This is a genomic window from Arthrobacter sp. BK1 (assembly GCF_056680055.1).
The window spans coordinates 2,506,624-2,529,347 of sequence record NZ_CM155263.1 but is presented as its reverse complement, the minus strand read 5'-3'; the positions used below and the strand labels follow the sequence as shown (position 1 = coordinate 2,529,347).

Here is a 22,724-nt window from a genome sequence, read left to right as displayed (position 1 = left end):
CTCCTTAGAAAGGAGGTGATCCAGCCGCACCTTCCGGTACGGCTACCTTGTTACGACTTAGTCCCAATCGCCAGTCCCACCTTCGACAGCTCCCTCCCACAAGGGGTTAGGCCACCGGCTTCGGGTGTTACCAACTTTCGTGACTTGACGGGCGGTGTGTACAAGGCCCGGGAACGTATTCACCGCAGCGTTGCTGATCTGCGATTACTAGCGACTCCGACTTCATGGGGTCGAGTTGCAGACCCCAATCCGAACTGAGACCGGCTTTTTGGGATTAGCTCCACCTCACAGTATCGCAACCCTTTGTACCGGCCATTGTAGCATGCGTGAAGCCCAAGACATAAGGGGCATGATGATTTGACGTCGTCCCCACCTTCCTCCGAGTTGACCCCGGCAGTCTCCTATGAGTCCCCGCCATAACGCGCTGGCAACATAGAACGAGGGTTGCGCTCGTTGCGGGACTTAACCCAACATCTCACGACACGAGCTGACGACAACCATGCACCACCTGTGAACCGACCGCAAGCGGGGCACCTGTTTCCAGGTATTTCCAGTCCATGTCAAGCCTTGGTAAGGTTCTTCGCGTTGCATCGAATTAATCCGCATGCTCCGCCGCTTGTGCGGGCCCCCGTCAATTCCTTTGAGTTTTAGCCTTGCGGCCGTACTCCCCAGGCGGGGCACTTAATGCGTTAGCTACGGCGCGGAAAACGTGGAATGTCCCCCACACCTAGTGCCCAACGTTTACGGCATGGACTACCAGGGTATCTAATCCTGTTCGCTCCCCATGCTTTCGCTCCTCAGCGTCAGTTAATGCCCAGAGACCTGCCTTCGCCATCGGTGTTCCTCCTGATATCTGCGCATTTCACCGCTACACCAGGAATTCCAGTCTCCCCTACATCACTCTAGTCTGCCCGTACCCACCGCAGATCCGGAGTTGAGCCCCGGACTTTCACGGCAGACGCGACAAACCGCCTACGAGCTCTTTACGCCCAATAATTCCGGATAACGCTTGCGCCCTACGTATTACCGCGGCTGCTGGCACGTAGTTAGCCGGCGCTTCTTCTGCAGGTACCGTCACTTTCGCTTCTTCCCTACTGAAAGAGGTTTACAACCCGAAGGCCGTCATCCCTCACGCGGCGTCGCTGCATCAGGCTTGCGCCCATTGTGCAATATTCCCCACTGCTGCCTCCCGTAGGAGTCTGGGCCGTGTCTCAGTCCCAGTGTGGCCGGTCACCCTCTCAGGCCGGCTACCCGTCGTCGCCTTGGTGAGCCATTACCTCACCAACAAGCTGATAGGCCGCGAGTCCATCCAAAACCACAAAAAGCTTTCCACCCCCCACCATGCGATGAGGAGTCATATCCGGTATTAGACCCAGTTTCCCAGGCTTATCCCAGAGTTAAGGGCAGGTTACTCACGTGTTACTCACCCGTTCGCCACTAATCCACCAGCAAGCTGGCTTCATCGTTCGACTTGCATGTGTTAAGCACGCCGCCAGCGTTCATCCTGAGCCAGGATCAAACTCTCCGTTGAAGTAAAACAAAAACGAACACAACCACCAGCCCCGGGAAAACGGGACAAAACGGCTGCAAAATTTGAAACCAGCTGTAAAAACCAAACACCATCCACGGGATGGACAGGCCTGGCCAAAACAACCAATCAATAAAACAATTGGTATCAACAAACTTGGCACACTATTGAGTTCTCAAACAACAGACACACCCGGCACCACCACAACAACTCAGCCGTGGATCGCTCCGGAGCAACTTTTCAAACTTACCCGAACTCCCGCCCCGATGCAAATCCATATCCCAGGACCAACACCAGCAAGAAACCCGAACCCCCACCACATCCAGGCACTCAAACGAGCCACCAGAATCTGGACTTGAATTAGGGGGTTTGGCCGCCCGCGGTAACCAGCTCTTCGCTGTTCCCCTCGCGGCGACTTAGAAAACAATACACCCACCCAACCCCCACCGCAAATCCACCCCCACACCACGCCATGCACTCGGCAAATCCCCGGAAACACACGGAATCCGGGGCCCTACGGCCGCCTCAGAGGCAGCCGCACCCTGGATACTCGTTGTGTTCACTGGCTCACATCTATCCGCGCCCGCATGCCCCGCATGCCCATCGCTGGAATGATCCGTATTGGGCATGGTTGTCGGTGGTGATGAACATGCACTACTCCACGTCCTTGCCGGGCTGGAGAAGGACTTCGAGGACGCCTTCGGCGCGGCTAGGCCGATCATTACTCCCATGCCGGGATTCCAGGACCCCATCCTGACATGCGCGCCGGACCTGGGTCCGGCGCAGGTTGTTCGCGAGTCCCACGCCGCCGGACGGCCACACATGGCTCCGGCCACGAGGCGAGCCTGCAGTTCGCTGCCGTCAGCGCGGTGAGGACGGGCCCACCGGCACCAGTGTCGTCCCAGAAGTACACGCCGGGGATGTTCAATAAACAGCCGCAGGTCTAGTCTTCATCCCATGAACGAACACACGGTTCCCCACGAGGCGGGCGGGTATTTGTTCGAGTTTGGAAGGAGGCCTCCCCTCCGTGAGACGGCACGTTGGATGACTGGACTCGGCCTCATCATCGGCGGCGTGGCCATCATGGTCATAGGAAATGCTTCGTCCTCCTATTTGTCCCTCCCCCTGGGAATTGCAATAGCAGTTCTCGGCGTCATTCTCCTCATAACGTATGCCTTCGACAAGAACAGGAAGAACCGAGCTTTCCCCGTTCAGGCAAACAGGCATCGGATCAGGTCCAGCCGTGGGGTGAGGGGCAAAGATTCCTTAGCATCGGATCTTGCCATCCTTGCAGACCTCTATTCGCAGGGTGCACTCTCCCGAGGGGAATTTGAGGCCGCCAAGCGCCGATTACTCGATGTCTGACACCTGGCCTCCTGTGGCAACCCGGCGCTGAGGTAGCTGACCGGTATTCCCCAGGTAAACCCGTCAGGTGGAGCCGCGAGGGTATTTTGACTCATTCGTTGATGGCGTCGGTTGGGCCGTTGGACGTGACGGCACATCGAAGGATGCCGGCACCCGGGCGGCTCGCTTCTCTAGGGCCAGAACAGGCGCGGTGACCTTTCGGCCGGCCACCAGGGCGCCGACGTCGAGTAGGTTCTTCGCGCCGATCGAGGCGCCCCCGCCTTGACCACATAACGTGCGCCGGAGCCATAATCGAGCTGGGCGCCAGCGCTGTGCCGATGACAGTAGCGAATGGATGGCGCTGCCGGAGCAGAGGAGTTCTCGAATGACAAAATATCTGATTTCGTTCCCGGGAGAGGCCATGGTGGTCCCCGCGGAGGAATTCGAGTCCGTGGTTGAAGCATCGCATGCCGTCATAGAGGAGGCCAAGGCGGCGGGCGTGTACGTCTTCGGCGGCGGGATCGATGAGGACGTGGACCCGGTGCGCGTGACCGGCGACGGTACGGTCACGGAAGGCACGTACCCAGGCCACAAGGTGCCCAACGGCGGCTACACCATTCTCGAGCTGCCCTCGTGGGAGGCGGCACTTGAGTGGGCCGCGAAAATCGCCATCGCCTGCCGCTGCCCCCAAGAACTCCGGCAGTTCCACTACGACCCTGCCAGCTGACCTGCGCAACTTTCGCCACAGTCGGTCGCGGGCCGAATAGGGCGTTAGAGCTGGCCGACGCTACTTTGCTGTCGGCAGCCGGCGCTGCGTGCCTGTGCGTGATCACGCTTCATGACTACTGGCGAGGGTTTGCGGATATCGTGCGGCTAGTGCCAGAGGGTTCCCTGGGTTCGTGCGGGTGCTGCCTGGGCGTTGGGAGAATCGGTGCAGGTACTGCCAGAGGGTTCCCCGGTTGCTTGGGGCTGGCGTGGGTGGTGTGGGTGGTGTTGTTTAAATGGGTCAGGCCCCGACACGTGTGTGTCGGGGCCTGGCCTTGAATGATGTTCCGGCGGTGACCTACTCTCCCACACCCTCCCGGGTGCAGTACCATCGGCGCTGTGGGTCTTAGCTTCCGGGTTCGGAATGGGACCGGGCGTTTCCCCCACGCTATGACCGCCGTAACCCTTGCTCCGCACCCGTCCGGGCCCTGTTTGTTTGGGCCTGGCTTGGGCTGGGAAAATTTGTGGTTACAACTGTGCTCCAGTTTTTGGTTGGAGCTGTGGTGTTGTTATTCAGTTGTTGGTTCCTGTGCAACTTACCGTGTGACGGGTTTGTTGGTTGGGAACCACATAGTGGACGCAAGCAGTCTTGTTTATCTTTTTACCGACCCCGTGGTGCAAACGCTTTTGAATCCGTTTGCGGGGTGGTGTGTGGTGTAAGTTATCGGCCTATTAGTACCGGTCAGCTTCACGAGTCGTTAGTCCTCGCTTCCACATCCGGCCTATCAACCCAGTGGTCTGGCTGGGGGCCTCTCACACACAAGGTGTATGGAAATCTCATCTCGAAGCGAGCTTCCCGCTTAGATGCTTTCAGCGGTTATCCCATCCGAACGTAGCTAATCAGCGGTGCACTTGGCAGTACAACTGACACACCAGAGGTTCGTCCGTCCCGGTCCTCTCGTACTAAGGACAGCCCTTCTCAAATTTCCTGCGCGCGCAGCGGATAGGGACCGAACTGTCTCACGACGTTCTAAACCCAGCTCGCGTACCGCTTTAATGGGCGAACAGCCCAACCCTTGGGACCTACTCCAGCCCCAGGATGCGACGAGCCGACATCGAGGTGCCAAACCATGCCGTCGATATGGACTCTTGGGCAAGATCAGCCTGTTATCCCCGAGGTACCTTTTATCCGTTGAGCGACGGCCATTCCACAATGTACCGCCGGATCACTAGTCCCGACTTTCGTCCCTGCTCGAGATGTCTCTCTCACAGTCAAGCTCCCTTGTGCACTTACACTCGACACCTGATTGCCAACCAGGCTGAGGGAACCTTTGGGCGCCTCCGTTACTTTTTAGGAGGCAACCGCCCCAGTTAAACTACCCATCAGGCACTGTCCCTGACCCGGATTACGGGCCGAAGTTAGATGTCCAAAGTGACCAGAGTGGTATTTCAACGATGACTCCACCCGAACTGGCGTCCGGGCTTCAACGTCTCCCACCTATCCTACACAAGCCACTCCGAACACCAATACCAAACTATAGTAAAGGTCTCGGGGTCTTTCCGTCCTGCTGCGCGTAACGAGCATCTTTACTCGTACTGCAATTTCGCCGAGTTTATGGTTGAGACAGCGGGGAAGTCGTTACTCCATTCGTGCAGGTCGGAACTTACCCGACAAGGAATTTCGCTACCTTAGGATGGTTATAGTTACCACCGCCGTTTACTGGGGCTTGAATTCTCAGCTTCGCCGTGAGGCTAACCGGTCCTCTTAACCTTCCAGCACCGGGCAGGAGTCAGTCCGTATACATCGTCTTGCGACTTCGCACGGACCTGTGTTTTTAGTAAACAGTCGCTTCCCCCTGGTCTCTGCGGCCCCGATCCCCTCCGGACAGCAAGTGTCCATCAAGGTTGGGGCCCCCCTTCTCCCGAAGTTACGGGGGCATTTTGCCGAGTTCCTTAACCATAATTCTCTCGATCGCCTTAGTATTCTCTACCTGATCACCTGTGTCGGTTTGGGGTACGGGCGGCTAAAACCTCGCGTCGATGCTTTTCTCGGCAGCATAGGATCACCAAATCCCCCCAAACGGGGGTCCCATCAGATCTCAGGCATCATGAACGGCGGATTTGCCTACCGTTCGCCCTACATCCTTAGACCGGGACAACCATCGCCCGGCTTGGCTACCTTCCTGCGTCACACCTGTTAATACGCTTGCCTCCCAGGATCAGGTCCCGCGCTCCACCAAAACCCTCACACCACAAGGGTGATCGGGCAGGTCTCGGGCGGTTAGTATCCCCTGTTCAGCATGGGCGGTTTTTCGCCGGTACGGGAATATCAACCCGTTGTCCATCGACTACGCCTGTCGGCCTCGCCTTAGGTCCCGACTTACCCAGGGCAGATTAGCTTGACCCTGGAACCCTTGATCATTCGGCGGACGGGTTTCTCACCCGTCTTTCGCTACTCATGCCTGCATTCTCACTCGTGTAGGCTCCACCGCTGGTTTACACCGCGACTTCACTGCCCACACGACGCTCCCCTACCACTCCAGACGCCTGAACCAACCCAACAAGTGGGCGGCTTGGCTACTATCTGAAATCCACAACTTCGGCGGTGTACTTGAGCCCCGCTACATTGTCGGCGCGGAATCACTTGACCAGTGAGCTATTACGCACTCTTTTAAGGATGGCTGCTTCTAAGCCAACCTCCTGGTTGTCTTCGCAACTCCACATCCTTTCCCACTTAGCACACGCTTAGGGGCCTTAGTTGGTGGTCTGGGCTGTTTCCCTCTCGACTATGAAGCTTATCCCCCACAGTCTCACTGCTGCGCTCTCACTTACCGGCATTCGGAGTTTGGCTGACGTCAGTAACCTTGTAGGGCCCATTAGCCATCCAGTAGCTCTACCTCCGGTAAGAAACACGCAACGCTGCACCTAAATGCATTTCGGGGAGAACCAGCTATCACGAAGTTTGATTGGCCTTTCACCCCTACCCACAGCTCATCCCCTCCATTTTCAACTGAAGTGGGTTCGGTCCTCCACGACGTCTTACCGTCGCTTCAACCTGGCCATGGGTAGATCACTTCGCTTCGGGTCTAGATCACGCCACTGCAACGCCCTATTCAGACTCGCTTTCGCTACGGCTTCCCCACACGGGTTAACCTCGCGACGTAACACTAACTCGCAGGCTCATTCTTCAAAAGGCACGCCGTCACAACTACAAAGGCTGCTCCGACGGATTGTAAGCACACGGTTTCAGGTACTGTTTCACTCCCCTCCCGGGGTACTTTTCACCTTTCCCTCACGGTACTGGTCCGCTATCGGTCATTAGGGAGTATTTAGGCTTATCAGGTGGTCCTGACAGATTCGCACGGGATTTCTCGGGCCCCGTGCTACTTGGGATACTCTCCAGGCGGCACAAAACATTTCGGTTACGGGGCTCACACCCTCTCTGGCCGGCCTTTCAAGACCGTTCACCTATGCCTGCACATCACACCTCACTGTCCCGGCAGAGACAGTACGGAAAGTCCCACAACCCCGACCATGCAACGCCCGCCGGCTATCACACATGGAACGGTTTAGCCTGATCCGCGTTCGCTCGCCACTACTAACGGAATCACTATTGTTTTCTCTTCCTGCGGGTACTGAGATGTTTCACTTCCCCGCGTTCCCTCCACGCACCCTATGTGTTCAGATGCGGGTCACCAGATCACTCGCGCGTCTGGCGGGGTTTCCCCATTCGGACACCCTGGGATCACAGTCCGGTTATCGACTCCCCCAGGCTTATCGCAGATTCCTACGTCCTTCTTCGGCTCCTAATGCCAAGGCATCCACCGTGTGCTCTTAAAAACTTGACCACAAAAGATCAAAAAAACTAATTTTCGAGAGAACCACGAAAACCACCCGGACACCACCACCACAACCCAAAGGCCACAGCAACAGACGCCCGGACAGATCCAGGTTCATATTCTTGGAAATTGCTTCTTATAAAAGATGCTCGCGTCCACTATGTAGTTCTCAAACAACAACCCCATACCACACACCCCACACACAACCCCCAAAGGGACCAACATGCATGATCGGTGCAGCCAGGAAACCAGAAACAAACAAACCCGAACCCCTCCCCATCAGGGAAGAACCCGGCCCTGTTGCCTCAGGACCCAACAGTGTGCCAAACACTAAACCACCCATTCCCCACCCCACCGTTCCAGGACACCGGCCGTGGTAAACCACAACAGGACATCCGTACTGGACGGGACAAAAAACACGCGGCCGCTACTTGTTGATATTCCACCCTTGAGCACCCGCCGCAGAACAATCGTCTGCGCAACGGGCATATACTCCTGACAACCCCACCACACGGACATACATCCGGCAGGACGGTTGTAGGTGCTCCTTAGAAAGGAGGTGATCCAGCCGCACCTTCCGGTACGGCTACCTTGTTACGACTTAGTCCCAATCGCCAGTCCCACCTTCGACAGCTCCCTCCCACAAGGGGTTAGGCCACCGGCTTCGGGTGTTACCAACTTTCGTGACTTGACGGGCGGTGTGTACAAGGCCCGGGAACGTATTCACCGCAGCGTTGCTGATCTGCGATTACTAGCGACTCCGACTTCATGGGGTCGAGTTGCAGACCCCAATCCGAACTGAGACCGGCTTTTTGGGATTAGCTCCACCTCACAGTATCGCAACCCTTTGTACCGGCCATTGTAGCATGCGTGAAGCCCAAGACATAAGGGGCATGATGATTTGACGTCGTCCCCACCTTCCTCCGAGTTGACCCCGGCAGTCTCCTATGAGTCCCCGCCATAACGCGCTGGCAACATAGAACGAGGGTTGCGCTCGTTGCGGGACTTAACCCAACATCTCACGACACGAGCTGACGACAACCATGCACCACCTGTGAACCGACCGCAAGCGGGGCACCTGTTTCCAGGTATTTCCAGTCCATGTCAAGCCTTGGTAAGGTTCTTCGCGTTGCATCGAATTAATCCGCATGCTCCGCCGCTTGTGCGGGCCCCCGTCAATTCCTTTGAGTTTTAGCCTTGCGGCCGTACTCCCCAGGCGGGGCACTTAATGCGTTAGCTACGGCGCGGAAAACGTGGAATGTCCCCCACACCTAGTGCCCAACGTTTACGGCATGGACTACCAGGGTATCTAATCCTGTTCGCTCCCCATGCTTTCGCTCCTCAGCGTCAGTTAATGCCCAGAGACCTGCCTTCGCCATCGGTGTTCCTCCTGATATCTGCGCATTTCACCGCTACACCAGGAATTCCAGTCTCCCCTACATCACTCTAGTCTGCCCGTACCCACCGCAGATCCGGAGTTGAGCCCCGGACTTTCACGGCAGACGCGACAAACCGCCTACGAGCTCTTTACGCCCAATAATTCCGGATAACGCTTGCGCCCTACGTATTACCGCGGCTGCTGGCACGTAGTTAGCCGGCGCTTCTTCTGCAGGTACCGTCACTTTCGCTTCTTCCCTACTGAAAGAGGTTTACAACCCGAAGGCCGTCATCCCTCACGCGGCGTCGCTGCATCAGGCTTGCGCCCATTGTGCAATATTCCCCACTGCTGCCTCCCGTAGGAGTCTGGGCCGTGTCTCAGTCCCAGTGTGGCCGGTCACCCTCTCAGGCCGGCTACCCGTCGTCGCCTTGGTGAGCCATTACCTCACCAACAAGCTGATAGGCCGCGAGTCCATCCAAAACCACAAAAAGCTTTCCACCCCCCACCATGCGATGAGGAGTCATATCCGGTATTAGACCCAGTTTCCCAGGCTTATCCCAGAGTTAAGGGCAGGTTACTCACGTGTTACTCACCCGTTCGCCACTAATCCACCAGCAAGCTGGCTTCATCGTTCGACTTGCATGTGTTAAGCACGCCGCCAGCGTTCATCCTGAGCCAGGATCAAACTCTCCGTTGAAGTAAAACAAAAACGAACACAACCACCAGCCCCGGGAAAACGGGACAAAACGGCTGCAAAATTTGAAACCAGCTGTAAAAACCAAACACCATCCACGGGATGGACAGGCCTGGCCAAAACAACCAATCAATAAAACAATTGGTATCAACAAACTTGGCACACTATTGAGTTCTCAAACAACAGACACACCCGGCACCACCACAACAACTCAGCCGTGGATCGCTCCGGAGCAACTTTTCAAACTTACCCGAACTCCCGCCCCGATGCAAATCCATATCCCAGGACCAACACCAGCAAGAAACCCGAACCCCCACCACATCCAGGCACTCAAACGAGCCACCAGAATCTGGACTTGAATTAGGGGGTTTGGCCGCCCGCGGTAACCAGCTCTTCGCTGTTCCCCTCGCGGCGACTTAGAAAACAATACACCCACCCAACCCCCACCGCAAATCCACCCCCACACCACGCCAAAACCCCGCAGTTCCGGGCCCTGAGGCGGCATCTACCCTCAAAACCGGGCGCCGCCGTCGTTCGCGGTTTCTGTGTGCTGCAGCACAACCACGAAGCACCACTCCCACAGGCAGGACCACAACGCTTAAAGCAGAAGGGCCGGCAACCAAACGGTTGCCGGCCCTTCTCAAGCAGCTGGAATCAGCGGTGCTGGATTACCAGGAAGACTTGGTGATACCCGGAAGCTCACCACGGTGAGCCATGTCGCGGAAGCGAACACGGGAGATACCGAACTTCTGGAAGGTACCGCGGGGACGGCCGTCGATGATGTCGCGGTTACGCAGACGGACGGGCGACGCGTTGCGCGGCAGCTTCTGCAGGCCGAGGCGTGCAGCTTCGCGTGCCTCGTCGGTGGACGCGGGGTCAACCAGAGCCTTCTTCAGTTCGAGGCGCTTTGCAGCATAACGCTCAACGATGACTTTACGCTGTTCGTTCTTGGCGATCATTGACTTCTTAGCCATGTGCTTAGCGCTCCTCTCGGAATTCGACGTGCTTACGGATGCGGGGGTCGTACTTCTTCAGAACCATACGGTCCGGATCGTTACGACGGTTCTTGCGCGTCACGTAGGTGTAACCCGTGCCCGCGGTCGACTTGAGCTTGATGATCGGACGTACGTCCTTGTCCTTAGCCACTAGAGCTTCACCCCACGAGCCAGGATCGAGGCGACGACTACGTCGATGCCGCGTACGTCGATGGTCTTGATGCCACGAGCAGAAACCTGCAGCGTGACGTTACGGCGCAGGGACGGAACCCAGTAGCGCTTCTTCTGGATGTTCGGATCGAACCGACGCTTGTTGCGTCGGTGCGAGTGCGAAATGCTGTGCCCAAAGCCCGGCTCGGCTCCGGTCACTTGGCAGTGTGCTGCCATGACTTCTCCTCAAGAATTGAATGTAATGATCCGCATATCTGCTGCAGGATCATGCGTCTAGATGCGACCCAAAGTGATCAGGGTGAACGGTTAGTCACGCAACTTGAGCCCCTAACTACCGGCTACCCTGCAGAAAATTACCGGGCCACCGGAGCAATTGCGCACGCTCCGCGCACTTAGCGCCCACCAAGTCTACGAGTTCAGGCAATTAAAGACCAATCCGCCGTCAAGCGGGTGTATAAGGGCCGTGCATCGGGCGGCTCCGGGACAACCTCCGTCGCCACTGCACTCATAGCTGGGTGACCGGTATTTTCACAGCTGAATGAAAGCTTCGGGGTTCATCTTTGAAGCATGACAACACAGCTCCGGCGGGCCGCTCCGGCCCACAACCCATCCGGCCACCGGGGCCTCAGACCGGTCCACGGCCGGTCCGGCCTGTTCCACGGCCAGCACCGCCGGCGCCTGCTCCGCATGGACGCCCTGACCGCTATCGCCTGGAGTTCGGTGGCAGCCGCGGTGGCTTTGTGGCTGGCCGACGGCGGCGCAACAGTGATCAGTTCACCCGCCGCCGCGTTTACCGCACTGGGAATTGTGGCCGGGTTGGCAGGAATGGACCTGGTCCTGCTGATGCTGCTCCTGGCCGCCCGGATCCCCCTGATTGACCGTACCTTCGGCCATGACAGGGCACTTGAATTCCACCGCAAGCTCGGCAAACCGTCGCTGTACCTGTTGCTGGCCCACGGGCTCCTGATAGCCGTCGGCTACGGCATGGCGGAGGGCCTCAATCCCATTAGCGAATCGATTGCCCTGTGGGTATTGGTACCCGATATGTGGCTGGCCTTCGTGTCGCTGGCCCTGTTCATCGCGGTGGTGGTCACCTCGCTGGTGGCGGTGCGGCGTCGGTTCCCCTACGAGTTCTGGTACGCCGTGCACCTGCTGACGTATGCCGCCGTCGGCACATCCCTTCCGCACCAATTCAGCGTGGGCGGGCTGTTCGCGGAGGGGACCTGGCAGCGGGCGTATTGGCTGGCCATCTGCATCGCCACCGGCGCTGCCCTGCTGTATTTCCGGGTGGCTCAGCCTATCGTTGCCACGTCCCGGCATCAGCTCACAGTCAGCCGGGTGACCAGGGTTGCCCCGGGCGTGGTCAACATCGAAATGACCGGGTACCAGCTGGACAGGCTCTCCGGGAATGGCGGACGCTTCTTCATCTGGCGCTTCCTGTCCCCCGGCCTGTGGTGGCATCCGCACCCCTTCAGCCTGTCGGCCGAACCCCTGGCATCCGGACCCCAGGGTGAATCGAAGCTGCGCATCACCGTCCGGAATCTGGGCCGGGGTTCCGCCCAACTCATGAGGCTGCGGCCCGGCACCAGGGTTGCTGTGGAAGGCCCGTACGGAATGTTCGGCACGGCCGCGCGTACCCGGGACAAAGTGGTGATGATCGGTGCGGGAATCGGCATCACACCGTTGCGCGCCCTGCTGGAAAGCACACCGTTTGCTCCCGGCAGCGCTACCGTCCTGCTGCGCGGCCACACCGAACAGGAGCTCTACCTGGGATCCGAGATCCTGGAGCTCTGCGAAAACCGCGGTGCCAGGCTTTTCCATCTGACAGGTCCCCGTGTGCCTTGGGACGAGAAAGGCTGGTTGCCGGAAGACGCTGTGCGCGCCGGCTATGACCTGGCATCCTATGCCCCGGACATTGCGGAGGCGGACGTCTACATCTGCGGGCCGGCGGCCTGGGCCCGCAACGTCGTCGTAGCTGCCCACGCTGCCGGCGTCGGGCCGGAACAAATCCATCACGAAAGGTTCGACTGGTGAAAGCACGGGGAGCAGTATCAGCGGCCCTGGCCTCGGCCGGCATCCTCCTCGCCGGCTGGCAGGCCGGAGTGCAGGTAGCGGAAATCCACAGCTCGGCGGCGTCCACATCGGCCGGCACAGACACGGGTGGAACCGGAGCGACCGGCGCCTCAGGTTCGTTGGATTCATCGAGCCAGGCCGCCGCACCGGCGTCCGGATCGTCCGGAGCAGCCGGTTCCGCTGGCGCGGCGGCCGCTGCTGCAGCCACGTACGACGGCGCCGTGGTACCCACGCGGTTCGGCTCGGTCCAGGTGCAGATCACCGTGAAAGCCGGGGCAATCACCGATGTCACAGCGCTCCAGCTCACGGACGATGACCGGAAGTCCATCCAGATCAGCAACCGGGCCGCGCCTTTGCTGCGCAGCGAAGTACTGGCCGCCCAGTCGGCCGACGTCAAGAGCATCAGCGGGGCCACCGTCACCAGCAACGCCTACCTCACGTCCCTCCAGGCAGCCATTGATGCCGCGAACCTCTGAGAACGTCCCCGCCACTCCCCCGCGGCCGCTCCTGAAGGCAAGGACTTTCCAGAGCATGGGCACCGTCATCAGCCTCACCCTGCCCGTCGCAATCCCGGGAGGAAACCCGCCGGACGACGAGCTGGCAGCGGCTGCCGCCGTCGTCGAACGCCTGTTCCGTGACCTGGACCAGACATTCAGTCTGTACCGGCCGGATTCCGAAGCCAGCAGGCTGGCACGAGGCGACCTTTCGCTCCGGGCGGCGTCGCCGGCCATGCGTGAGCGGTACGAGGAGGCAATGACGTGGCGGCTGCGCACCGAGGGCGCGTTCACACCCGAAAGGCCCGACGGCGTACTGGACCTTTCCGGCCTCATCAAGGCCCATGCGGTCCGCGAGTCGGGGACCTCGCTGCTGGCTCTAGGGCGCGCGGACTGGTGCCTGAACGCCGGCGGGGACATCCTGGTCAGCGGTTCGCCGGAGCCCGGAAGCTACGAACTCTGGGATGCCGGCATCATCGATCCCCTGGACCGCGGGGCCCTGCTCACCGGCTATCCGCTGGGGCACGGACGCGGGCATGAGGCGTTGGCGACCTCAGGTTCGGCGGAACGGGGGGACCACATTTGGTCCGCGGCAGCTTCAGGCAGTGAGTTTATGCAGGTATCGGTGCTGGCCAAGGACATCGTCACCGCGGACGTTTTAGCCACGGCGATCGTCGCCGGCGGAGTACCGATGCTGAACCGCGCCACTGACGGCTGGGATATCGACGTCCTCGCTGTCAGGACCGATGGCCGGCTGCTGGCAACCCCTGGTTTTAGGGCTGGAGTCTCGTGAGCTGAGGGTACCTGGGCGCCAGCCCGTCCCCGGAGGACTTGCCCGTCACGCGCCGGACCACCCACGGCCCGGCAAATTCGCGGACCCAGCGGGCGTTGGCGCGGAGGGCGTCGGCCCGGCTCAGTTCCGGGACCGGCGTCATCGGCGGGACCTCAATGGAGTGGTCATGCTGCAGCACCGCCAGGACGCGCTTGGCCATGTTGGCGTGCCCGGCGGCGGACATGTGCATCCGGTCCCGGGCCCACATTCCCCAGTCGTAGTACTCGTTGAAGCGCCAGTAATCCACCAGCAGTGCGCCGTGGTCCCCGGCGATGCCGCGGACCAGTTCGTTGTAGATGGCCGTGCGGCCGCGCATGGTGCTGAAAACCTTGGAACCGCGTGCGTCGAACCCGGTGAACACCACAACCGTTGCCCCGGTCGCGGCCAGCTTGCCAATTCCGGCGTCGTACTCGGCCAGCAGATCATCGATGTCGATCCTGGGCCGCAGGATGTCATTGGCACCTGCGTAAATGGTCACCAGGGTGGGATTAAGTTCGACGGCGGCGTCCACCTGTTCGGCCATAATCTGGCGAAGTTTCCTGCCGCGGATGGCGAGGTTGGCGTACCCGAAGCCCGGATCCGCCGCACCCAGCTGTTCCGCTACCCGGTCAGCCCAGCCGCGGACACCGTTGGGGCGCGCGGGATCGTCATCACCCACGCCTTCCGTGAAGGAATCGCCGAGGGCTACGAAGCGGGTCGAAAAATCCATAGCGCCAGTGTGCCACCTGTTGCTGCAGGCAACCAAGAATCAGCTTTCGCGGAGGATCCAGTGGTCATCGTCGAGGCGGGCCACAATCTTTTCCGCGATGCGGGCCAAATCGTTGACATCGCGGTCTGTCAGGGCGTCCAGGAACTTGGTGCGGACCGCTTCCACGTGCCCCGGTGCCAGTGACACCAAAGTGGCCATCCCGTCGTCGGACAGGTGTGCAGTGGTGACGCGTGCATCCCGGGGGTGCGGACGCCGTTCCAGCCAGCCGCGCTTCTCCAGCTTGGACACAACGTGCGAGAGCCTGGACAGCGAGGAGCTGGTCCGGGCGGCCAGTTCACTCATCGGCAGGAAGCGGCCCTCGGCTTCGGACAGCATGGCCATGACGTTGTAATCGAACAGCGACACTTTGCCGGCGGTGTGCAGCTGGTTGTCCAGCGCGGCGGGAAGCATGGTGTTGATGCTCAGCATGGCCAGCCAAGCACGGCGTTCATCGGCATTGAGCCAGCGCGGTTCGGTCATGAATCCATTCTATGCTTGACAGTTCAAGTGGCTGGCCGACGCCCCGGTAAGATTGTGCCCATGTATGTTGTGTCCCTGACTTACAAAGTGCCCGAAGACATTGTGGAGTTTCACCTGCCGGGCCATGTTGAATGGCTGAAGAATGCCTTCGACGACGGCGTCTTTGTTGCAGCCGGACGCAAGGTCCCCCGCACCGGCGGGCTGTTGCTGTCCAGGGCGGACCGGCAGACTCTCGACGGCAGCCTGGCCAAGGATCCCTTCTACATCAACGGCGTGGCTGACTTCGAAGTCATGGAATTCGCGGCCAACAGGGTGGCGCCGGGCTTTGAAAACCTGTTGGATACCTAGGATTTTCCGGCCTTTGCCCGGTTCTTTTCGGCCAACTTCTTCAGCCCGCCCTTCCGCGGCACCTTGACCGGGTCCGGCCAGCGCGGTTTGAGGGTGTCGCCCAGCGTGACGCCCCGGATTTTGCGGCCGAAAAGTGGCAGCACCCACTCCCTCACCCAGCTTCGCTGACGCTGTTCCCACTCCCTGAGGCTGAGTCTTTCGAGCGGTTCCCACTCCTTGGGACGGATCTTATGCGGCACTCCAAGCTGGTCCAACACTTGCCCGGCGAGGTACTTGTGGCCGGCCTTGGACATGTGAAGCCTGTCCGAGTCCCACATCCGCCGGTCGTGGAAGGCGTCCAGGCACCAGTAGTCGACCAGGACGGCGCCGTAGGTAGTGGCAATCGTTCGCACGCGCTGGTTGTAGAACGTATTGCGCTTCTTCAGCAGTTCCAGGACGGCGGAAACCTTGACGTCGAACCCGGTGAAGAGGACCACCGTCGCCCCACTCCCGGCAAGCTGTGCCACCACGCCCTCATACTCGTCCATCAAGGCAGTCATGTCGGTGCCGATGTCCAGGATGTCGTTGCCGCCGGCGTACAGCGTAACCAGCGTGGGTTTCATGGCGAGTGCCGGCTCCAACTGCTCGCTGATGACGTGCCGCAGGCGTTTGCTCCGGATGGCCAGGTTGGCGTATTCCCAGCCAGGTTCCGCCTTCGCGAGTTTCTCCGCTACCCGGTCAGCCCAGCCCCGGACCCCGTTGGGCAGCCGCTCGTCCCGGTCCCCCACGCCCTCGGTAAACGAATCCCCGAGGGCAACAAACACACGCCGCCCACTCGAAGGAAGCAAAGAATAAGCGCACACCCCGCCACGCTAACCAACCAAGGAAACAACAGGGTTAACGGCCAGCGACAGGAACTGCAAGAGCGTCTGGAAAAAACCCACATTAAGTGCGAGAGCGTTTGGGGTGGGGCCGGACGTCTGCCCTCCGGCCCGGGCCTGCGAACCTTAGAGCTCGGCCTTGCCGCGGCGCCAGTAGCCCATGAACGCGACCTGCTTCCGGTCGATCCCCACGTCCCGCACCAGGTACCGCCGCATGTCCTTAATGACGGCCGCCTCGCCGGCGATCCAGGCATAGAAGGGCATGCCGCCCGCCGGAACGTCGGGGTTCTTGCTGGCCTCGATCTCGGCGGTTTCCATCCGCGCCGGGGTCTCCCAGAGGATGTCCACGTCCACATTGACGTCCTCGGGCTCCGGGCCTGCGCCGGCGTCGGACGCTTTGATCCCCACCCAGCCCGGAACGGGGACGGCCTTTCGCACCGCGTCCTGCAGCAGTTCCCCGTGCGGGCGGGCGCGTCCGATGGCTGCGCCGCGCGCCAGCCAGGTGATCTGGACGTCGGCCGGCGACGTCAGTTCAAGGAAGTCTCCGGCCTCCGGGACCTCCAGGAAGGCGTGGCCGGTCATGTAGGGCGGCAGGCTTTCGAGGATGGCGGAGATGGCGGGAACGGCGGTTTCGTCACCGGCGAGGAGGACGCGCTGTGCCATTCCGGGCCGCCACTCGATCCCGCCGTAGATCTCGGCGGTGTAGCACTGGGCGGCGCGGTTGTTGGGGCCGATGATGGTGATGGCATCGCCCGGTTTGGCTTTGAGGGCCCAGTTGGCGGCCGGGCCGCCGTTGCCCTCCGCATCAAAGTGCATGACGAAGTCGACGTCAATTTCCGGGTACACCGAGTCCAGCCGCGACCCGCGGACAGTGTAGGTGCGCATGGAGCCCCGGACGGCCGCGTCCATGGCCAGCCATTCCTGGTACCAGCCGGACTGCGCCATCTCGAAGGCGGGCAGGGGGATCTCCGTGCCGTCGTCCGCGAGGGAGGGGATCATGAGCTTGATCCGCAGGTCCAAGGTGTCGCCGTTCACGCCGAAGTCACGCAGGCAGTACCCGCCAAAGGTGATCCGGCGGAAGTTGGGGCTCAGCTCCTGCACGGAGGATACGGTGACCTCGAAGGCCAGGGTCATGGGCTGGGTGGCGGCAATATCGCGGGTCTTCATGAAACGAGCTCCAATTCAGTGGCGGTGGTGTGGTGGCGTCCGATGGGAATGATCAGTGGCGTGCCTGAGACCGGATCAGGGATCACCCGGGATTCGAGGCCGAAGACGCTGCGGACCAGCTCCTCGGTAACAACAGCAGAGGGATCGCCGAGGGCAACGACTGCGCCGTTCTTCATGGCGATGACGTGGTCCGCGTAGCGTGCCGCCAGGTTCAGGTCGTGCAGGACGATGGCCACGGTGGTGCCGCGTTTGCGGTTCAGGTCCGTGACGAGGTCCAGGACTTCCACCTGGTGGGCCAGGTCCAGGTAGGTGGTGGGCTCGTCCAGCAGGAGGACCTCCGTTTCCTGGGCCAGTGCCATCGCGATCCAGACGCGCTGGCGCTGTCCGCCGGAGAGCTCGTCGACGTTCCGATCGGCGAGGTCCAGCGTTTCGGTCGCTTCGAGCGCGCGCTGCACGGCGGCGTCGTCCTCCGGGCTCCAGCTCCGGAAGAAGCCCTGGTGCGGGTACCGCCCGCGCCCCACAAGGTCGCGGACGGCAATGCCGTCCGGCGCGGTGGGGTGCTGCGGGAGGAGTCCCAGGGTGCGGGCCAGTTCGCGGGCGGGGCGGGAGTGGATGTCCTTCCCGTCCAGCGTGACCGCTCCGGCGGCAGGCTTGAGCAGGCGGGACAGTCCGCGGAGCAGCGTGGACTTGCCGCAGGCGTTGGCGCCCACGATCATGGTCACCTTGCCCTCGGGGATATCAGCCGTGAGGCCGTCCACCACGCAGCGCTGATCGTATTTCAGCGTGAGGTCCTTGGCGCTGAGAACAGCCATGTCAGGCATCCTTCCGGTTGGCCGTGACCAGGAGCCACAGCAGGAACGGGGCACCGAGCGCGCCGGTGATGACGCCGACGGGCAGCACGGTGCCGTCCAGCAGCAGGGGGGCGATGTTGGCGGCGAAGTAATCGGCCGCCAGGACAATGAGCGCCCCAACAAGGGCCGACGCCGGCAGGCTGGCTTTGTTCGTGACGCGCCGGGCGATGGGACCGGCGAGGAAGGCGACGAATGCAACCGGGCCTGCTGCCGCCGTCGCCACCGCTGCCAGCGCTACTGCCGTGACCACCACGGCGAGGCGGGTGAAGCCGACGCGGATGCCCAGTCCGGCCGCGGCGTCGTCGCCGAGTTCCAGGATGCGGAGCGGGCCGGCGAGGGCGATGACGGCCGGAATCAGGACCAGGAGTGCCAGGGACAGCATCGTGGCCCGGTCCCAGTTGGCGGAGTTGAGGGACCCGTTGAGCCAGACGAGTGCATCGGCTGCGGTGCGGATGTCCGCGCGGGTCATCAGGAAGCTGACCACTGCGTGCAGGGCGGCGGCGATGCCTACGCCTGCCAGGATCAGCCGGTTTCCGGCAGCGTTTCCACGGTTGCCGCCGCCGGAGCCGAGTGATCCGCCGCGGGAGATGGCGTAGATGACGGCTGCCACTCCCAAGGCTCCTGCCAGGGCGGCGCCGGAAACCGCCGCACCGGATGCGCCGAAGACCACGATGGCCGTGACTGCTGCAGCGCTGGCGCCGTAGCTGATGCCGATCACATCGGGGCTGGCCAGCGGGTTGCGGAGCATGGTCTGGAACAGTCCGCCGGCCAGGCCGAAGGCCACCCCGATCATGGTCCCGATCACGGCCCGCGGCAGCTTGTTTTCCATCACGATGAAGCTGGCGCCGGGGATCCGTTCGCCGCCTGTCAGGTGGGCGATCACGATCTTGAAAAAGTCCGGGATGGTCACGGTGTAGCTGCCGAGCAGGACATAGACAGCAAACAGGAGGATGACGCCGGCCGCCAGAAACCCTGTCCGCCAACCTTGCGCTATCACTTTTGGCCGCCGAAACCCGGTTTTGACGGCCGGAAGTGACAGGGCAACGGGGGGTCTGGGGACGGTTTCGGTGAGTTTCACAGCCCGGCCCCTTTCCCGCGGCGGATCAGCCAGACGAAGACCGGTGCGCCGATAAGGGCCGTCATAATGCCGGCCGGGACCTCTCCGGGGAGCAGGATGACGCGGCCAACGATATCGGAGCCGAGGAGCAGCGCCGGGGCCAGAACCAGGGAGAACGGCAGGATCCAGCGGTAGTCAGGACCCGTCAGGGAGCGGACGGCGTGCGGAACGACCAGTCCCACGAAGCCGATGGGTCCGGCCAGCGCCGTTGCCGAACCGCAGAGCAGCACAATGCCCAGGGCAGTAATCCCCCGTGCAAGGCCCACTCGCTGGCCGAGGCCGCGGGCGATGTCGTCGCCCAGGGCCAGGCTGTTGAGGATCCGTCCGGTGGAAAGGACAATCAGGGCCCCTACTGCCAGGAACGGCAGGCCCGGAAGCACTACGGACCAGTCGCGGCCGGCAATACCGCCCACCTGCCAGAAACGGAAGCGGTCCAGGGTGTCCTGGCTGGAGACCAGGATGACGTTCATCAGCGAGAACAGTCCGGCGCTGAGTGCTGCGCCGGCAAGGGCGAGCTTGACCGGGGTTGCACCGTCCCTGCCCAGGGAAGCGACGAGGTACACCACGACGGCGGCCGCCGCTGCACCGATGAAAGCGAACCAGATGTAGCCGGTGAGGGAGGAGATGCCGAAGATGTAGATGCCGGTGACCACGGCCAGGGCGGCGCCGGCGTTGACGCCCATAATGCCGGGGTCCGCCAGCGGGTTCCGGGCCACACCCTGCATGGCAGCGCCGGCAAGGCCCAGGGCACTGCCGGCGAGAAGTCCCAGGACGGTGCGCGGGATGCGGGCGTGGACAACAGCGTGGTCGCCGTTGGCGGGATCGAATTGGGTGAGCGCCTGCCACACGGTGACGGGGGAAAGTCCGCGGGCACCGATGGCCAACGATGCGGCGGTCAGCACAACAAGTACGACGACGGCGGCCAGCAGCCAGGCGGCTTGCTTGCCCCGGGGGCGCGCGCGGCCGGCGGCGGGGCGCTGAGAGGTGAGCTCTCGGCGCTTAGGCGGCACCAAAGCGCTGAGGCCTCGCCTCTGGCTGGGCGCCGTCGTCGTACTTTCGGTCATGGGACGGTATTTACTTCACTGCGTCCGCGGCGGTGGCCAGCTGCGGGAGGAACGTGTCCAGTGACCACGGCAGGCTCAGCGGGGAGGAAGCGGAGATGGACAGCGTCAGGGTGTTGTCCGAATCGGCAACCAGGGCGCCGCTCTGGATGGCCGGGATCTGGCCGAGCAGCGGGTCCGCCTTGATGGAATCGGTGGTGGCTGCATCCGGGACCCAGGTCACGAAGATGTCGGATTCGAGTTCATTGGCCTTCTCAGCGGACCACCGGATGAAGAATTCCTTGGAGCCCTTCGAGTTCTCCTCCACAACGGGGGCAAGCGTCATGCCGATCTCGCTCAGGAAGCGGGGGCGGTTGTCGTTGGCGGTATAGACGTTGACACCGTCGGCCGAGGCGGGCTCCAGGTTGCCGTAGATGTAGCTCTTGCCGGCGATCTGCGGGTACTTGGACACCTTGTCCTTGATGGTGGCCTCGGTATCGGAGATCAGCTTGGTGGCCTCCGCGTCCTTGCCAAGGGCCTTACCGATAATGGAGGTGGAGTCCTGCCAGGACGTTCCGTAGGCCACCTCGGGGTGGGCCACCACAGGGGCGATCTCGCTGAGCTTCTTGTAGTCCTCTTCGGTCAGGCCGGAGTAGGCGGCCAGGATGACGTCAGGGGTGAGCTTTGCGATCTCCGTGAAGTTGATGCCGTCGGCCTCGGAGTACTGGACCGGAGCCTTTTCCGTGCCGAAACCGGCGCCGAGTTCCGTCAGTGCCGCGTCCTTCCACGGTGTGGAGCCCTGCTCGTTGCCGCCCCACTCGTTCTTGGGGACGCCCACAGGAACAACACCGAGGGCAATGGCTACGTCGTCATTGACCCAGGAGACGGTGGCTACACGGGTGGGCTGTTCCTTGATAATGGTTTCGCCAAAGACGTGCTTGATGGTGACCGGGAACTGTGCGCTGCTGGAGCTGGAAGTGGTGGCATCCGAGGTGGAGGCCGCAGGTCCGGTAGAGCAGGCGGACAGGCTGAGCGCCGCGGCGGCCAGGACGGCCGTTGCCTTGCCGGCTGTCTTGAGCAGCGTGCGACGGGTGGCACGGGGGCCGGAGAAGAGGGGGGAAGTCACGGAACTCCTTAGGTCAATGATGCGAACCTAAGTAAGGGTAGCCTAGCCTCCTGTGAATTACGCAACGTTGTCATGGCGTAATTGACATACATGACGAAGGACACAAAAAGCGCTCCCCCACTTTCGTGAAGGAGCGCCCCTGGTGGTTGGCGTGTCAGCTGTAGGAAATGCTCATCATGAGGGCCTTCAGCGCCTGGCCTTCTTCCCCCGCGAGCCACGCTTTGGCGGCGTCTTCGCTCGCGAACGGGTTGTCAATGAACGTGACTTCGGCAATCAGGATCCGCTCACCGATCCGGATAAGTCCGGGCAGCCCCATCTCCGCCCCGGCAATGGGAGCCCCCGGCGTCAGGTGCATGCGGTACCTGGGGATGTCGTTCACGTTGTCCACATAAAAGGAGTAGTGGGCCGCAGGTTCTGGCTGCCCCTGGAGCCCGGGAACCGGCAGGGACTCGAACACGGTCCGGATGACGGGGCTGCTCACGCCATCCGCGATGACGCCTGTGTAGATCTCGGCCTGCCGCTGCCCGGTCGCGTCATAAACCGTGGCTGTTCCCACCAGCGGCGACGCCGAGGCCTCAAACAGCTCCACCCGCCAGTCGGCCGGGTACTTAAAGGAAAGCCGCCCGGCCGGGAATGTGTACGTTGCCAGCCCGGCAGGCGCTGGCGCTGATGCCGTGGGAGCGGACGACGTCGGCCGCTCACCCGCCGTCGCCGGGCTCGCCGTGCCGCTGGGGACAGGGGTCGCGCTCGCTGACGCCGGGGCGGTGGCCCCTGCGGCAGGAGTGCCGGCAGCGTCTGATGAGACGTTTGCCATGCAGCCCGTGAGGGTAAGGGCTGCGAGGGTCGCGAGAGCCGCAAAGGTGCGGGCGCGATGAACTGGGTGCATCGGTGGTGCCTTTCCAAAGAAGGCCGTCAAACTCAGCAGGCGTCAGAC

At 61.6% G+C, this 22,724-nt stretch carries 18 protein-coding genes and 4 rRNA genes; 6 read left to right on the top strand and 16 right to left on the bottom strand.

Translation table 11 applies throughout. From position 1 onward, the window contains the following. Positions 1 to 8: 8 nt before the first annotated feature. Positions 9 to 1,531: ribosomal RNA gene (locus AC1MCA_RS11475) — 16S ribosomal RNA — on the bottom strand. 954 nt (positions 1,532 to 2,485) lie between these two features. Between AC1MCA_RS11475 and AC1MCA_RS11470 the strand changes: the two genes are divergently transcribed. Then, entirely contained in the window at positions 2,486 to 2,893 is a 408-nt protein-coding gene (locus tag AC1MCA_RS11470) for an SHOCT domain-containing protein (protein WP_479797134.1), read from the top strand. Positions 2,894 to 3,257: 364 nt separating this feature from the next. After that, positions 3,258 to 3,599, top strand: a complete 342-nt coding sequence (locus AC1MCA_RS11465) for a YciI family protein (protein WP_479797132.1) — start codon at positions 3,258 to 3,260, stop codon at positions 3,597 to 3,599. A 323-nt stretch (positions 3,600 to 3,922) separates the two neighbouring features. On the opposite strand, the gene rrf is transcribed toward AC1MCA_RS11465, so the two are convergent. The 6 genes from rrf to rpmB form a co-directional block, all read right to left on the bottom strand. Then, positions 3,923 to 4,039: ribosomal RNA gene (gene rrf, locus AC1MCA_RS11460) — 5S ribosomal RNA — on the bottom strand. A 249-nt stretch (positions 4,040 to 4,288) separates the two neighbouring features. Then, a 23S ribosomal RNA gene (locus AC1MCA_RS11455) occupies positions 4,289 to 7,425 on the bottom strand. A gap of 543 nt (positions 7,426 to 7,968) precedes the next feature. Beyond that, positions 7,969 to 9,491, bottom strand: a 16S ribosomal RNA gene (locus AC1MCA_RS11450). Together the 16S, 23S and 5S rRNA genes form the textbook arrangement of a ribosomal RNA operon. A 665-nt stretch (positions 9,492 to 10,156) precedes the next feature. Then, positions 10,157 to 10,462: a 30S ribosomal protein S14 gene (rpsN, locus tag AC1MCA_RS11445; RefSeq protein ID WP_011693742.1), complete on the bottom strand. Its 306-nt coding sequence runs from the start codon at positions 10,460 to 10,462 to the stop codon at positions 10,157 to 10,159. A gap of 4 nt (positions 10,463 to 10,466) precedes the next feature. Then, complete coding sequence (gene rpmG / locus AC1MCA_RS11440; protein ID WP_011693743.1) at positions 10,467 to 10,634, bottom strand: 50S ribosomal protein L33; 168 nt, start codon at positions 10,632 to 10,634, stop codon at positions 10,467 to 10,469. Continuing rightward, positions 10,634 to 10,870, bottom strand: a complete 237-nt coding sequence (rpmB, locus tag AC1MCA_RS11435; RefSeq protein WP_108598676.1) for a 50S ribosomal protein L28 — start codon at positions 10,868 to 10,870, stop codon at positions 10,634 to 10,636. Before rpmB ends, rpmG begins: the two co-directional genes overlap by 1 nt. Before the next feature lie 351 nt (positions 10,871 to 11,221). On the opposite strand from rpmB, the gene AC1MCA_RS11430 reads away from it, so the two are divergent. Genes AC1MCA_RS11430 through AC1MCA_RS11420 form a run of 3 tightly spaced genes read left to right on the top strand, consistent with a single transcriptional unit; the run spans position 11,222 to position 14,014 of the window. Then, a complete protein-coding gene (locus AC1MCA_RS11430) occupies positions 11,222 to 12,688 on the top strand; it encodes a ferredoxin reductase family protein (protein WP_479797128.1) in 1,467 nt (488 codons plus the stop codon). Next, positions 12,685 to 13,203 carry an FMN-binding protein gene (locus tag AC1MCA_RS11425; RefSeq protein WP_479797126.1) on the top strand — a complete coding sequence of 173 codons (519 nt, stop codon included), beginning with the start codon at positions 12,685 to 12,687 and terminating at the stop codon, positions 13,201 to 13,203. The genes AC1MCA_RS11430 and AC1MCA_RS11425 overlap by 4 nt, the downstream gene beginning before the upstream one ends. A 55-nt stretch (positions 13,204 to 13,258) precedes the next feature. Beyond that, a complete protein-coding gene (locus AC1MCA_RS11420) occupies positions 13,259 to 14,014 on the top strand; it encodes an FAD:protein FMN transferase (RefSeq protein WP_479803363.1) in 756 nt (251 codons plus the stop codon). Here the strand turns inward: AC1MCA_RS11420 and AC1MCA_RS11415 are convergent. Together AC1MCA_RS11415 and AC1MCA_RS11410 are read right to left on the bottom strand one after the other, a co-directional pair. Further along, positions 13,995 to 14,762 (bottom strand): SGNH/GDSL hydrolase family protein, encoded by a 768-nt coding sequence (locus AC1MCA_RS11415; protein ID WP_479797123.1) that lies wholly within the window; start codon positions 14,760 to 14,762, stop codon positions 13,995 to 13,997. The two genes, AC1MCA_RS11420 and AC1MCA_RS11415, sit on opposite strands and share 20 nt — an antisense overlap. Before the next feature lie 39 nt (positions 14,763 to 14,801). After that, the gene (locus AC1MCA_RS11410; RefSeq protein WP_108598671.1) at positions 14,802 to 15,281 is read right to left on the bottom strand and encodes a MarR family winged helix-turn-helix transcriptional regulator; all 480 of its coding nucleotides are present in this window, start codon (positions 15,279 to 15,281) and stop codon (positions 14,802 to 14,804) included. A gap of 60 nt (positions 15,282 to 15,341) precedes the next feature. On the opposite strand from AC1MCA_RS11410, the gene AC1MCA_RS11405 reads away from it, so the two are divergent. Next, positions 15,342 to 15,629: a YciI family protein gene (locus tag AC1MCA_RS11405; protein ID WP_479797121.1), complete on the top strand. Its 288-nt coding sequence runs from the start codon at positions 15,342 to 15,344 to the stop codon at positions 15,627 to 15,629. On the opposite strand, the gene AC1MCA_RS11400 is transcribed toward AC1MCA_RS11405, so the two are convergent. From AC1MCA_RS11400 to AC1MCA_RS11370, 7 genes are all read right to left on the bottom strand, one after another. Then, positions 15,626 to 16,432: an SGNH/GDSL hydrolase family protein gene (locus AC1MCA_RS11400; protein WP_479797120.1), complete on the bottom strand. Its 807-nt coding sequence runs from the start codon at positions 16,430 to 16,432 to the stop codon at positions 15,626 to 15,628. The genes AC1MCA_RS11405 and AC1MCA_RS11400 overlap by 4 nt on opposite strands. A gap of 183 nt (positions 16,433 to 16,615) precedes the next feature. After that, positions 16,616 to 17,656: a siderophore-interacting protein gene (locus AC1MCA_RS11395; protein WP_479797118.1), complete on the bottom strand. Its 1,041-nt coding sequence runs from the start codon at positions 17,654 to 17,656 to the stop codon at positions 16,616 to 16,618. Beyond that, complete coding sequence (locus tag AC1MCA_RS11390) at positions 17,653 to 18,468, bottom strand: ABC transporter ATP-binding protein (RefSeq protein ID WP_479797116.1); 816 nt, start codon at positions 18,466 to 18,468, stop codon at positions 17,653 to 17,655. Before AC1MCA_RS11390 ends, AC1MCA_RS11395 begins: the two co-directional genes overlap by 4 nt. 1 nt (position 18,469) lies before the next feature. After that, on the bottom strand, positions 18,470 to 19,504 hold the full coding sequence (locus tag AC1MCA_RS11385) for a FecCD family ABC transporter permease (RefSeq protein WP_479797115.1): 1,035 nt from the start codon (positions 19,502 to 19,504) through the stop codon (positions 18,470 to 18,472). A gap of 77 nt (positions 19,505 to 19,581) precedes the next feature. Continuing rightward, positions 19,582 to 20,688, bottom strand: coding sequence for a FecCD family ABC transporter permease (locus tag AC1MCA_RS11380; RefSeq protein WP_479797111.1), 1,107 nt, complete (start codon positions 20,686 to 20,688; stop codon positions 19,582 to 19,584). Positions 20,689 to 20,698: 10 nt separating this feature from the next. Next, positions 20,699 to 21,790, bottom strand: coding sequence for an iron-siderophore ABC transporter substrate-binding protein (locus AC1MCA_RS11375; protein ID WP_479797109.1), 1,092 nt, complete (start codon positions 21,788 to 21,790; stop codon positions 20,699 to 20,701). A gap of 154 nt (positions 21,791 to 21,944) precedes the next feature. After that, a complete protein-coding gene (locus AC1MCA_RS11370; protein ID WP_479797107.1) occupies positions 21,945 to 22,676 on the bottom strand; it encodes a hypothetical protein in 732 nt (243 codons plus the stop codon). Positions 22,677 to 22,724 lie beyond the last annotated feature (48 nt).